Source organism: Pantoea eucrina, assembly GCF_001691555.1.
In the GTDB taxonomy this organism is placed as follows: domain Bacteria; phylum Pseudomonadota; class Gammaproteobacteria; order Enterobacterales; family Enterobacteriaceae; genus Pantoea; species Pantoea borealis.
The window spans coordinates 77,291-90,903 of the sequence record NZ_MAYN01000001.1; the positions used below are offsets into that span (position 1 = coordinate 77,291).

Sequence of the window (13,613 nt, forward strand, 5' to 3'; positions counted from 1 at the left end):
AGCGAGACGGCTGTCATAGCGCTTTTTCTGCGCGTTGATCTGCTCCGGAGATTTGACATTGGAGATGATATTTATGCGTGGCGGGGGGTTATCACGCAACTTTTCACGGAAGCGAACCGCTAACTGCCTGCGCTTAATTGCGCGCGCGGTTGTCCCTTCTCCCGGTCACGGAGTAGAATCATTCAGGGCACAGCTTGATGTGCTAAACATAACAACAGGCGAAAAACAGCCGGATCACTTTACTAATGCAGTTTAACCCTACTTAATATTACTGGTTGCAATGAAAATTCGTTTCTTATCGGCTAACGAGCTCAAACTCTCTGAAGTGCGTACCATCCTTGAACCGGTAGGGGTGGAAGTGGTGCCTATCGCCCGGCGAATTGAAGAGATTCAGACGGAAAATGAGGTTGAACTGGTACGCGATAAGCTGACCAAAGCGTTTTCCATTATCGGGCGGCCGCTGTTTGTCGAGCATACCGGCCTGTTTCTGGACGGGCTTAACGGTCTGCCAGCCGGACTGACGCGCATTTTCTGGAGCCGGCTCAATGCCGACCGCTTTACCAAACTGGTGCGCGGCCTTGATACCCCCTGCGTGACGGCAAAAACCATACTGGGGTATTGCGATGGCCGTAAGATGTATCAGTTTGAGGGACAGCTGCGTGGTCGCATTGCGCCAGAACCGGCCGGGCCGCAGGAGTTTCAGTGGGACTGCGTGTTTATCCCGGAAGGGCATACACAGACCTTTGCCGAAATGGGGGATTTAAAAAATGAGATCTCCAATCGACGGCTGGCACTGGATCGCTTTGCCGCGTTTCTCAAAACCGCGCGGGGGTATGTATGAAGCCGGAACTTAAACGCGCCTATGATGCCGGCAAACTGATCCTGTTTGCCGGCGCCGGCATCTCCCGCAATTTCGGTTTGCCGGAGTGGCATGAGTTAATTGCTCATCTGGCAAAAGAGCTGGGCTACGATCCTAAAATATTCAACACCTACGGCACGCATCTGTCACTGGCGGAATATTACAAACAGCGCAAAGGCTCACTGGGGCCGCTGCGCAGCTGGATGGATCGCGAGTGGCACCGCCCCGATATCGACGTGCGCAGCTCCGAAATTCATACCATGATCACCCAGGGTAATTTTTCGCGCATCTATACCACCAATTACGATCGCTGGCTGGAAATGGCTCATGAAGCCCACAACGTACCTTATAGCAAAGTGGCTAACGCCGCCGATCTCGTCTCACTGACTGAAGATAAGCGCCATATCATTAAACTTCACGGTGATTTTGACGACGATACGTCGATTGTGCTGGATGAGAGCAGCTACTTTGAGCGCCTCTATTTTGATTCTCCGCTGGATATCAAACTGACGCACGACGTGATGGGCAACTCTGTGCTGTTTGTTGGCTACAGCATCAGCGATTTTAATATCCGCCTGCTGTTCTACCGGCTGACGAAAATGTGGGGACGCACCGGTCTCGCTACCGCCCGGCCTAAATCGTATCTTTTTACCAATCGCAATAATCCGGTGGCCAAAGAGGTGCTGGGCCAGTGGGGAATTGAGATGATTGTGTCAGAAGAGGACGATCCGCGAAAAGCGCTGGCAGCCTTTCTGGAGGAATTACTTGCCTGAACCACAGGCAGGCTTGCTCATCGCTGCATAACAGAATATACTGTATATAAATACAGTTAATGAGGTGCATCATGGCAGTCGAAACCAAATACGTTGTAGTCAGAAAAGGTGAAGAGAAGATGACGTTTGCCAGTAAAAAAGATGCCGATGCCTGGGATAAAATGCTCGATATGGCAGATGCCTTTACCGACTGGCTGCAGCAGATCAAGCCAGAGCTGGCGGATGCAGAAGCGGAAACCTGGGGCATGCTGCTGGCAGAGCAAAAAGACGCGGTGCAGCATATTCTGCGTACCAGCAAACTGCCTGACGCAGCTGCAGACAAAGATGCTAAACCTGACGTGAAAGAGGCGGAATCTGCCCCTGAAAAAAAAGTGCGCGCGGTTAAAGCGGCCTGATTGTTGTGATGCACCCCGGCGCCGTCTTTGTGACGGCGTTTTGCTGTCGGGGATTAAGCTTTGATTTGATAGCGCGTGCTGCGACCACCGCCCGGGAGTTTTCCAGACAGCTTTTTGCCACCCGCCCTGTTCAATACCAGGTTGCCGTCGCTTGACTCGCCTTTAACACTTTCTGAATAAGCATGAAAAAGCCCGGCGTACGGGCCGTTTATCAGTGTGAAAAGAGTGAGAAGGTGCCTGAGTAGTAGCTTACCATCCAGACAATATAAACCAGCCACACCAGTAAAAGTCCGGTTAACCCCATTTTACCTGTCATTGTATGCTCCTGTGTTCGTAAGGGCGGAAAGCCTGCAGGAGATACGTTGACAGCAGTTGTACGCCGGGATCTTGCGCCAGATCAACCCGCCAGTGAAATAGGTGATTAATTTCGCAGGGGCGGCATTCATGCCGCCCTGGCCGCGGCACGCACCGAAACCTGTAGGGGCGGCATTCATGCCGCCCTGGCCGCGGCACGCACCGAAACCTGTAGGGGCGGCATTCATGCCGCCCTGGCCGCGGCACGCACCGAATCCTGTAGGGGCGGCATTTATGCCGCCCTGGTTACGTCACGCACCGAACCCAGGGTCGCATGAATGCGACCCCTACGGGCATTAGTCTGCAGGTGCGGCACGCACCGAAACCAGGGTCGCATTAATGCGACCCCTACGGGTATTAATCTGCACGGGCGGCACGCACCGAAACCAGGGTCGCATGAATGCGCCCCCTACGGGCATTAGTCTGCAGGTGCGTCACGCACCGAACCCTGTAGGGGCGGCATTCATGCCGCCCTGGCCGCGTTACGCACCGAACCCAGGGTCGCATTAATGCGACCCCTACGGGTATTAATCTGCACGGGCGGCACGCACCGAACCCAGGGTCGCATTAATGCGACCCCTACGGGTATTAATCTGCACGGGCGGCACGCACCGAAACCAGGGTCGCATGAATGCGACCCCTACGGGTATTAATCTGCACGGGCGTCACGCACCGAACCCAGGGTCGCATTAATGCGACCCCTACGGGCATTAATCTGCAGGTGCAGCCGCACCGAACCCTGTAGGGGCGGCATTCATGCCGCCCTGGCCGCGCCAGGCACCGAAACCAGGGTCGCATGAATGCGACCCCTACGGGTATTAATCTGCACGGGCGGCACGCACCGAACCCAGGGTCGCATTAATGCGACCCCTACGGGCATTAATCTGCAGGTGCGGCACGCACCGAAACCTGGGTCGCATTAATGCGACCCCTACGAATAATAATCTGCAGGGGCGGCATTTATGCCGCCCTGGTCACATTGTGCGTTACTGGTCTCTGAATGTTTTTTAATCTTATCGGGTATGCCATCAAGTTCAGCACGATCGGGCCGATAGAGTGATAAAGGATCGCTGGTGGCCCAGGACGTGGCGCAACTATTGCACTGCTTTGCTAACCCCAGGAGCGCCATCATGGCCACACACGCACGTATAACGAAAAAAATGCGTACCCGTACTCAAATGCTGCTGACGGGCGCCGTCACCATTACCTGTGGCTTTGCCATCACCATTGGCGTGCTCAGCTGGCAATCCAGCAGAGAACAGAAGTCGCTGGCTGAAAACTACCTGCAGCAGATTGCGCAGAGTCAGGCGTTGCAGATTCAGCAGGAGCTGAGCTATGCGCGCGATGTTGCGCACAACCTCGGACATAGCCTGATTGCGCTGCCGGCGGCAGGCATCAGCGACCGGAAAGTGGCGGACCAGCTTCTTATCTCCGCGCTGCGTGATAATCCTGACTACCTCTCTGTTTCAGTCATATTTGAACAAAATGCGTTTGATGGCCGCGATGCAGAGTTTGCCAGCCAGCCTGGTGCGGCGCCTCAGGGGCGCTATGCCTACTTTGTCGATCGCGACGGCAGCGGCAGCTTCAGGCTGCATCCTCTGGCCTCTATGCTGACGCCGGGCCAGGGCGATTACTATCTGCTGCCGCAGAAAAGCCGTAAGGATACGCTGATTGAACCCTACAGCTACGCCTACAATGGCGTACCTGTGTTGCTCACATCTGTGGCCACTCCCATCATCAGCCAGGGCAAACTCTGGGGCGTAGTGACCTCTGATATCTCACTGGCGGCGCTGCAGGCGCGCGTTAATAAGATCAGGCCCTGGGAGGGCAGTGGCTATGCGATGCTGCTCTCCAGCGGAGGCAAGGTAGTCTCCTATCCTGACCAGACACAGACCGCGAAACGCTGGCAGGGAGAGACGCACGCGTTCAGCCGGGCCGTTACTGAACAGTATGACGCCATACTGGGTGAAGCAGCGCTGATAACATGGCAGCCCGTTACTATCGGCAGCAGTGACCAGCACTGGTACCTGGGTATCGTTGCTCCGGTGAGCAAAGTCATGGCGGCGGCACATCGTCAGCTGATACACGCGCTGATTCTGATGCTTATCAGCATCGTTACCGTAAGCGTGCTGCTGGGATGGGTATTTAGCCGCAAAGTCCTTAAGCCGGTTGGCGGCGAGCCGTCAGAAGCCACGGCTATTGCGCTGGCGGTTGCCGGAGGCAGGCTTAATAATACTATTCCGCTGGCATCGCAGGATAGCAGCAGCCTGTTCTATGCGCTGCATACGATGCAGACACAGCTGCGGGATATGGCGGGCCAGATTCAGGATGCCAGCGCATCAGTGCGACAAGGCGCAGGTGAAATCGCCAGCGGCAACCTCGATCTCGCGTCGCGTACAGAAGAGCAGGCGGCTGCGCTGGAGCAGACCGCGGCCAGTATGGAGCAGATCACCGCCACAGTGAAACATAACGCAGCGAACGCGCATCAGGCAACCACGCTGACAGAAAACGCCACGCATATTGCCAGCCGCGGTGAAACGCTGGTGGGTGAAGTTGTGCAGACGATGGCGCAGATAGATAACAGCGCGAAAAAGATTGGCGACATCACTGCCATTATCAACAGCATTGCGTTTCAGACGAATATTCTGGCACTGAACGCGGCGGTGGAAGCCGCCCGCGCAGGTGAGCAAGGACGCGGTTTTGCCGTAGTAGCCTCTGAAGTGCGTAACCTGGCACAGCGCAGCGCCGGCGCGGTAAAAGAGATTGCCGCGTTAATCGAGGAGTCCGGGCAGCATGTCAGCAGCGGCGTCGGACTGGTGCAGCGGGCGGGTAAAACCATGACCGAAATGACGCAGGCGGTCAACTCAGTGCGCAGTATCATTGATGAGATTGTTATCGCCTCTGATGAACAGGCACGCGGCATCAGCCAGGTCACCATTGCGGTGAATGAGATGGATGGCGCGACGCAGCAAAACGCGGCGCTGGTTCAGCAGATGTCGGCGGCAGCAAGTTCCCTTGAGGATCAGGCGGCGCAGCTCGCGCATACGGCCGCACGCTTTACAGTAAGCTAGCTGACGCGCCCGGCAGCGTGCCGGGCGCGCGAAAAGCCATTAACGCGGTTTGCGCGCGGGCATCATACGCAGCAGCGTATTGTCTTTAAACAGATAGTGATGCGCCAGCGCCGCCAGCGCGTGAAGACCGATCAACCAGTAACCCAGCGGCACCAGCGTTTCATGCCAGTCAATCAGCGTATCAGCCAGGTCCGGATCGGGCGCTGCGCTGACCGGCATCGGAATGCCAAAAATCCACCAGTCGCGGCCAAGCCAGAATCGGGAAAGAATGCCCAGCACCGGCAGGGTAATAAACAGCAGATAGATCGCCAGATGGGTAAGATGTGCCAGCCCGGTCTGCCAGTGAGCAGGCTTTGGCACAATAGCTGGCGTACGGTGACGAAACCGCATGACCAGCCGTGACAGCATCAGCAGCAGCACGCAGCTGCCGGCAGAGAAATGCGTCACCACCATGAAGAGACGCTGCCAGGAGCCGCGCGGCGCCAGGCCGCGGAACTCCATGGTGCAATAAGCGAGAACAATTAAAATAAAGGTCAGCCAGTGAAGCAAAATCTGCGCAGGGGCATATTTTGTGCTCATCATTCCATTCCATTCGGTACGAAGCGGTAGTGCTACAATAGCCGAAAGCAGAGTGAAAAAAATGCCCTTTCTGCGTCATCCTGACCTGAATGATATTACTGCAGTGCCGCAGGCTAAAACTCAGCGCCGGGCAACCTGCTGTGCATCATTACCGGACTTACCGGCTGCCGCAAGCTCATCATTGAAACGGGCAGTCAGAACGGAGTAGGTCTCCTCAGCTTTCATGCGATAGAGCTTTTCAGAGGGATGAATACAGTCAGGTGACATCAGCGACTGCCACTCTTTCATCTGCAGAATACGCTGATACTGCCGTGCCAGCGGCAGCGACTCGGCGCGTGCCAGCGCGTCGAGTTTGGTGACATAAGGCGCAACGTTCCACTTCTTTGCCCCCCCGCAAATCGGATGCGGTTCCTGTAACACGACCTGTTTACCCTCCTCGCGGGCAATAGCGATCAGCTCCGTCATCACCTTAGTATACTGGTCCGGACTGACGATATATTTGGCTTCGGTATCTTTAAAATGGAAGTGTCGCGCATCGTTAGTCGCGAAGTTCAGCAAAATTATTTTAGCGGGCGAGCGCTGCATTTCTTCACGCCAGCTTTTATTCTTTTTATAAAAGTATTTCGGGTGCAGTAAATCCATCGCCTGAGCCGAAGCGGCTCCCTTATTTACCACACGGATGCCCGGACCATACTTTTCGCCAAGCCATTTATTTATCAGGGCAATCTCATTGTCTTTGATGTTGATGTTATGTTGTTTGCCATTCTCTCTGACAGCCATTGCCCCCAGCGTGCTTGAACCACCGTAAGCTTCAATAATAAAGTTATTACTGGTATCAGGCGCGTTCGCCCATGCGCTATTTTGCAGGACAAATCCGGTAACCAATAATGAAGCAAAACGAATCAGTGAATAAGGCATAGCAAATTTCCCGCCTGGTGAGGCTCAACAATATTTAATGGATCGGTTAATGAAAGAGTAAAATGTAACCATAACAGCTGTGATACAGGTCATACAATCTTAAAGCGTGAGGAGAAAATCAAAATCAGGTTAATTCTTAAACTCTGGTAATAACGTTGTGAAATGATTTTTCTAATCAGCAGGATAGGCAGGAGCGCTGTTATAATTCATGGTCCTGATTTTTAGCGGCAAGCGCAGCGTATTCTGCTGATTCAGAACAACCACGCTAAACCTTTTCATCAGACGTCTCAGTCAGAATCTGACGCCGGAAAAGCGCTCAGGCCAGGAGCACGCTGATTCTTCGCTAAAAGAAGATGCTGACGGCATAGCGTGGAGCCCGCATAACGCATTAACTCTCTAACAGTTTCAAACAGATAACGCTGCTTTACTGAACAGGCCCGTAAAAATGTTACAACTTTTACACAATAGCGAAATTCCTAATCGTTAATCATAAGAATGTATACAGAATTTTCTGGTATTACCTGACCCACGATTAACTTATATTCCGCTCACAATCCCCATCAAGGTATGCGATGTGAAAACACAATCCTTTTTGTCCAGCCGAAATATCGGTCTGGATCTGCTGCGTGCCGGGTTAATTCTGGAAGGTGTCTTGTTACATGCTTCAAGAAGTTTACCCGGTGAAAACCCCTGGTATTATACGGCGCAGCGCGATCCTGCTGAGATATTTACTGCGCTGGTAAGTATGTTTCATACGTTCAGGATGGAAGTGTTTTTCTTTTTATCAGGGATGTTTTCCGCCCTCATTATTCTCCGTAAAGGGCAGCAGTTTTTTACCGAGAATCGTCGCAAACGCGTATTAGTTCCGCTTATTTCAGCCTATTTGTTTATTCCGCCGCTGATGTATTTCATCACGGGTCAGATAAATGACAGGCCTTACTCGCTGGAAGGCTGGCTGAACAGCTACACCATGATGCACCATTTGTGGTTTCTGGTTTCGTTAAGCATCATGTCACTCGCTGTACCTGGCAGCTTTTATCAGTGGAGCGCGCGCCAGTTGGGTAAACTCTCGCTGCCCATGCTGATTGCGCTGCTGGTTGTGCTGGGTAACGCCTGTTTCGTGCTGAAATTCCTGGTCAAAGGGCGCGGTGAATTTGTTGAGCTGATCCCGATTACGGCACGTTTCCTGGTCTACTACACGGCGGGCTATGCGCTGTATATCAATCGCGAGAAGATTGCGCATTACGCGAACAGCAAACTGATGAACAACTGGCTGATTGCCGCGCTGGTGGCTGCCGTCTGGGCAGGCTGCTACTACATTGCGCATAATCATATTAGCGGTGTGGTCAAGTATGTGCCGGTAATAATGGGCAGCGTGCTTTCAGCCATGCTCTCTTACTGGATGGTATTCACCTTTGAAAAAATTCAGGTTAAAGAGAACCGCATACTGACCGCTATCGTGGATTCAGCCCTGATCATCTATCTGCTGCACTATCCGGTGGTGATCGCCTTCTCCTGGCTCATTGATGACTGGCTGCCTGCCAACTATGCCGTGCTATATGTGCTGATTGATTGTGCCATTGGTATCGGGCTGAGCGCCGTCTGCTACTGGTTTATCAAACGCTCACGCGTGGCCTCTATGATGTTTGGCCTGAAGCCAAAAGCGAAGAAAGTGCCGGTGCCGCTCGAAGCCCGCATGTGATCCGTTTCACCCGCCAGCGCGTCAGCTGGCGGGTACGGTATTATCCCGCCCTGAACCCCATTATTCTGACGTATACCGCAAAACCCCGGTCACAATCTGGTAAATGCCTTTCTCAATGTCTACACCTTTCCTGCAATACCACCCCGCCTGCGGATGAGCCGCATGCGCATTCCGCCTGTTTAGTCGCCAGCGTGGCGATCGGGTATTTCAGGAGTCAGATATGCGTCATTCCCGTTTTACACCTTCGGCACTTGCCGGTGCCATTGCTCTGACTGCCGTTGCCGCAGCACCTGCTTACGCCTGGGATAGCCTGACTGTATTTGGCGATAGCCTGAGCGACAGCGGTAATGTGGGTCGCTTTACATATGATGGTGCACGGCATCCCCTGTATGACGACATTCTGGCGGCTGACCTCGGCCAGTCACTGCGGCCTTCATCGCAGGGCGGCAGTAACTATGCAGAGGGCGGCGCAGTCACCGTGCCAGCGCTTAACCCGGCGTTAAATACCCAGGATCAGCTTGCGCGCTGGCTGCAACTGAATAACGGTCGCGCGCAGAGCAATGGCCTGTATATTCACTGGGCTGGGGCTAATGATATTGCGGCGGCGGTGCTGGCAAATCCGCTGACCGCGCCGCAGACCGTTGCTGTCAGCGCCAGCGCGGCAACGGCACAGGTCAGAACGCTGCTGGAGGCGGGTGCCGGCGCGGTGATTGTGCCTAACGTGCCCCAGCTCGGCACAACGCCGTTAATGGTTGAGACAGTCATTCAGCTGATTAGTCCGCTGGGTGATTCAGCGCTGCAGGCAGCGTTTCAGTCACTGAACGCGACGCCGGTGCTGAGTACGGCTGCCCGCGAGCAGGCTATTCAGACCGCATTCAGCCAGGCGGCGGGTGAAGTGTCGGCGATTCCTGCCGTACGCGAGGCGCTGGCGCAGCAGCTGTTTGCGCTCTGGCAGGTATTGAGTGAGCAGGTGACGGCACTCTCTGACGGCTTTAATCAGCAGGAGGAAGCGGGGCTGGCCGCGCTCAGAGGCAATATCGTGCGTGCTGATATTGCCGGCCTGCTCAGTGAAGTGATTGCCGATCCTGCGCGCTATGGTTTGACCAACACCATTGGAATGGCCTGTCCGCCAGGCACATCCGCTGCGGAGTGTACCTCTGCCACGCCAGGCTTCAGTGAGGCGCAGCGCTTTCTGTTTGCTGACCGGCTGCACCCCTCACCGGCGGTACATGCAATGATTGCGGATTACATCCGCTCGATTCTTGAGGCGCCGGCGCTGGTCTCGTCACTTACCGCCGCCCCGACGGGGCTGGCCCGTGATATGCAAAATACGCTGGAGGGACATCTGCAGCAGCAGCGTCAGCAGACGCCGGATGCCGGTGAATTTAGCGTGTTTGGAGGCTATGCGGGACAGCACGCTGACTATCGCGGTGGCGATCGGCTGACGGGCGATGCCACCCGTGCCAGCCTGACGCTGGGGATAGGGTATCAGCTGACCGATAGCTGGCAGGCGGGTCTGCTGCTGTCACGCAGCGATCAGCGCCAGCATCCTGACGAGCGTTACACCTACAAGCTGCGCGGCAATCTGGTGGCGCTCTACAGTCAGCTGACGCTGTTTGACCAGGGCTGGATCAATGCAGATGTGCACTACGGCGATCTCAGCTATGACAGTATTGAACGCCGTATTCACATCGGGCCGGCCACTCGTACAGAGCAGGGGAACAGCAGTGGCAAACTGCTTGGTTTTCGTGTGCAGAGCGGCTGGGATTTTCCGCTGACTTCCCATCTCTCTACCGGTCCGGTTGTGCGCTATGCACTCGATTACACGCGCGCCGGTGGCTACCGTGAAAACGGAGACAGCAGCACCGCCATGCGTTTTTCCGATCAGACCCGGCACACGCAGACTGGCGCAGCTGGCTGGCGCATCGACACCTCGCAGTGGCCGGTCAATCCGTGGGCGGAAGTTACCTATAATCGCCAGTTTGGTGACGCTGAGAGCAGCGTTCGCGGTGGGCTGAAATCAACCCGCACGGCTTTCACCCGCACGGTAAGCAGCGGTGATAATAACTGGCTGGAGGCGGCAGCGGGCGCCTCTGTGCCGCTGACAGAGACCGTCAGCGCGTTTACCGGCGTTTCTGCTATCAGCGGCAATAGCGATCGGCGGCAGATAACATGGAATATAGGCCTTAACGCCACGTTCTGAAGGTGAACAGGGCACCGGCTGCCGCAGATATCCGCAAAAGCGGATGCGGCTGTCCGGTACAGCCCGGTGAATAACAGGTATAATCTGCCAGATTAGCCAACAGATTCAGGATCGGAAATGTCTAAACTTACGCTACAGGAGCAGATGCTCAAAGCCGGATTAGTCTCCAGCAAAAAAATGGAAAAGGTGCAGCGTACGGCTAAAAAGTCACGCGTGCAGGCGCGTGAAGCGAAACAGGCCGTTGAAGAGAACAAAAAAGCGCAGCTTGAGCGTGATAAGCAGCTTAATGACCAGCAGCGTCAGGCGGTGCTGGAAAAAGAGTATAAGGCGCAGGTAAAGCAGCTCATTGAGATGAACCGTATTACGACTGGACGGGGTGATATCGATTTTAACTTTACCGATAACAATCTGATCAAAAAAATCACCGTTGATAAAGCCACGCAGGCGCAGCTTATCAACGGCCGTCTGGCCATTGCCCGTCTGGTTACGGAGAAAAGCGATTACGCGATTATTCCGGCCAGCGTGGCGGATAAGATCGCACAGCGCGATGCCAGCGCGATTGTGCTGAACAGCGCACTGAGTCAGGAAGCGCAGGATGAGGATGATCCGTACGCTGACTTTAAAGTGCCGGATGATCTGATGTGGTAAGCAGTCTGGCGTTCAGAACGGAGCCGGCAGCTGCAGATGCAGCGGCTGCTGGCTGACCGGATGAACAAACCGGATCGCACTGGCGTGCAGCATCAGGCGCGCCGCCTCTTCCGTGCCCGGTAACCGCCGGCCACCATAAAAGTCGCAGCCCAGAATCGGATAACCTAGCAGCTGACAGTGAAGACGCAGCTGGTGGGTACGCCCGGTTTCGGGCATCAGCATCACGCGCGTGAGCGGCAGCCCGTCAGGCTGATAAACGCGTGCCGTGACCTGATAGCGCGAGCGCGCCGGTTTACCCTTAATTGGACAGACTGACATCAGCGGAAAGTGCGCGGGATCTTTTGCAATCGGCGCATCAATCACGCCTTCATCGCAGGGCAGATGCCCGCACAATAGCGCGGTATAGATTTTTTCAACCTGTCGCATACTGAACTGCGCGGAAAGCGCAGCGTTGATGGCTTTGCTCCGGGCGATGATCATCAGGCCGGATGTGCCGAAATCGAGCCGGTGCACCAGCGAGCAGCCCGGGTAGCGCTGCAGCATCCGGTAATGCACTGAATCACTGTTTTGTGGATTTTTACCGGAGAGGCTCAGCAGACCGGCGGGCTTACCTATCACCAGCAGGTGTTCATCCTGCCAGATAACAGTAATCTTTTCATGGCACGGCGGCGCGATAAACGCGTCAAAATCAGCAGTCATAGCGCATCTGTATTGGGCTAACGGATGCTGATGATAGCGAAACCGTGTGCATCAGTCGCGGCTTTTCCAGCGCTGCTGCAGATAGCGTACTGCTTCCTGCGTCTGCGGCTGTGACAGATACCCCTCGCGGAAGAGGATCGTGCCATCAACATCCGGCAGCGACTCATTCAGCTCAATCTGCTTTTTCAGTTCGGGTACGCCTCCCTGACGCGTCCAGTCGGGCTCCATTTTAGACGCCACGCCCACTTTATAGAGCGCAACGCCAATGTAGAGGCGCACCGGTGTTGGACGAACTACGTCTGCCCACCAGCGGGTCAGCACGTCATAGCGTGCTGCTGCGCGGGCAAACGGCCAGTAAAGCTGAGGGGCGATATAATCCAGCAGACCACGCTGTACCCAGAGGCGCGTATCAGCGTAAGCCTCATCGTAAGCTGCGGCACCGCGCGTATCGGAACCGGCCGGGTCGTGAGAGAGATTACGCCACACGCCAGCCGGACTGACGCCAAACGCCACGTCGGGCCGCAGTTTTTTTACCGTGCGCGAGACCTGCTCAATCAGCTGTAGCGTGTTATTACGCCGCCAGTCAGCTTTAGTAGTGAAACCGGCGCCATATTGACGAAAAGTCGCGTTGTCATTCAGAGGAGAGGCCGCAGTTTCGGTGTAGAAATAGTCGTCAAACTGCACGCCATCCACGGCGTAGTGCGAAACCACTTCAGCCACAATACTGGTGATCCAGTCGCGCACGTCGGGAATACCCGGATCCAGTACCAGCCGGTCGCTTGCGGTGCGGATCCAGTCGGGATGCAGAACATAGACGCTGGCAGGCTGCTGTGTCAGCGTGCGCTGCAGTTCGCGCAGGGTACCGGGTTTGACGTTGGTCGAGACGCGATAGGGGTTAAACCACGCGTGCACTTTTATGCCCCGCTGATGCGCTTCTTTCAGCAGAAATGCCAGCGGATCGTAGCCAGGGTTTTCTCCGATATGGCCGGTCAGCGTATCGGACCAGGGCAGGATTTTTGAGGACCAGAGCGCGGTGCCGTCAGGCTTGACCTGGAAAAACACCGTGTTGATCCCAAGCTGCTTTAACTGGTCCAGTCTGGCGATAAGCGACGCCTGCTGCAGACGAATACGTTCAGCCGGCGCGGCCGTCACCGATGTCACCGGCGGCCAGTCGAGGCGTGAAACAGTCGTGAGCCATACGCCACGCATCGGCTCGCGCGGCGCGTCCGGGGTGAGCGTAACCGGTGGCTTTGCCACGGGTGGCAGCGGCGTCACCAGCGACTTAGGCGGTGTGCCGGCACAGCCTGCCAGCAGCAGTGCCAGCGCGCCGGTGCGCAGCAGCGCTGTCAGATGAAAACGCGATAAACAGGCTATGGTAAACTCCCTTTATAAACGGCTAAGTCTGGCGCTGC

11 protein-coding genes are annotated in these 13,613 nt (G+C 55.4%); 7 read left to right on the forward strand and 4 right to left on the reverse strand.

Annotation, left to right across the window (positions count from 1 at the left end):
* The first annotated feature begins 280 nt into the window (after positions 1-280).
* From BBA90_RS00320 to BBA90_RS00340, 4 genes are all read left to right on the forward strand, one after another.
* Positions 281-841 (forward strand): non-canonical purine NTP pyrophosphatase, encoded by a 561-nt coding sequence (locus tag BBA90_RS00320; RefSeq protein WP_065647348.1) that lies wholly within the window; start codon positions 281-283, stop codon positions 839-841.
* The gene (locus tag BBA90_RS00325; protein WP_065647349.1) at positions 838-1,632 is read left to right on the forward strand and encodes an SIR2 family protein; all 795 of its coding nucleotides are present in this window, start codon (positions 838-840) and stop codon (positions 1,630-1,632) included. Before BBA90_RS00320 ends, BBA90_RS00325 begins: the two co-directional genes overlap by 4 nt.
* A 71-nt stretch (positions 1,633-1,703) precedes the next feature.
* Positions 1,704-2,027, forward strand: coding sequence for a YebG family protein (locus BBA90_RS00330; RefSeq protein WP_065647350.1), 324 nt, complete (start codon positions 1,704-1,706; stop codon positions 2,025-2,027).
* Between the two features lie 1,484 nt (positions 2,028-3,511).
* Positions 3,512-5,452, forward strand: coding sequence for a methyl-accepting chemotaxis protein (locus tag BBA90_RS00340; RefSeq protein ID WP_065647352.1), 1,941 nt, complete (start codon positions 3,512-3,514; stop codon positions 5,450-5,452).
* A gap of 39 nt (positions 5,453-5,491) precedes the next feature.
* Here the strand turns inward: BBA90_RS00340 and cybB are convergent, their stop codons facing one another.
* Both cybB and BBA90_RS00350 read right to left on the reverse strand, forming a co-directional pair.
* Complete coding sequence (gene cybB, locus BBA90_RS00345; RefSeq protein WP_065647353.1) at positions 5,492-6,031, reverse strand: cytochrome b561; 540 nt, start codon at positions 6,029-6,031, stop codon at positions 5,492-5,494.
* Positions 6,032-6,151: 120 nt separating this feature from the next.
* Complete coding sequence (locus tag BBA90_RS00350) at positions 6,152-6,949, reverse strand: SGNH/GDSL hydrolase family protein (RefSeq protein WP_065647354.1); 798 nt, start codon at positions 6,947-6,949, stop codon at positions 6,152-6,154.
* A 574-nt stretch (positions 6,950-7,523) separates the two neighbouring features.
* Here BBA90_RS00350 and BBA90_RS00355 point away from each other — a divergent pair.
* The 3 genes from BBA90_RS00355 (at position 7,524) to BBA90_RS00365 (ending at position 11,502) form a co-directional block, all read left to right on the forward strand.
* Positions 7,524-8,651 (forward strand): acyltransferase family protein, encoded by a 1,128-nt coding sequence (locus BBA90_RS00355; RefSeq protein ID WP_065647355.1) that lies wholly within the window; start codon positions 7,524-7,526, stop codon positions 8,649-8,651.
* A gap of 220 nt (positions 8,652-8,871) precedes the next feature.
* Positions 8,872-10,854, forward strand: a complete 1,983-nt coding sequence (locus BBA90_RS00360; protein WP_065647356.1) for an autotransporter outer membrane beta-barrel domain-containing protein — start codon at positions 8,872-8,874, stop codon at positions 10,852-10,854.
* A 117-nt stretch (positions 10,855-10,971) separates the two neighbouring features.
* A complete protein-coding gene (locus tag BBA90_RS00365) occupies positions 10,972-11,502 on the forward strand; it encodes a DUF2058 domain-containing protein (protein WP_065647357.1) in 531 nt (176 codons plus the stop codon).
* A gap of 12 nt (positions 11,503-11,514) precedes the next feature.
* Here BBA90_RS00365 and BBA90_RS00370 read toward each other — a convergent pair whose 3' ends face one another.
* Both BBA90_RS00370 and BBA90_RS00375 read right to left on the reverse strand, forming a co-directional pair.
* Complete coding sequence (locus tag BBA90_RS00370) at positions 11,515-12,201, reverse strand: RluA family pseudouridine synthase (RefSeq protein ID WP_065647358.1); 687 nt, start codon at positions 12,199-12,201, stop codon at positions 11,515-11,517.
* Between the two features lie 51 nt (positions 12,202-12,252).
* Positions 12,253-13,551: a glycoside hydrolase family 10 protein gene (locus tag BBA90_RS00375; RefSeq protein WP_084798720.1), complete on the reverse strand. Its 1,299-nt coding sequence runs from the start codon at positions 13,549-13,551 to the stop codon at positions 12,253-12,255.
* Between the last annotated feature and the right edge of the window lie 62 nt (positions 13,552-13,613).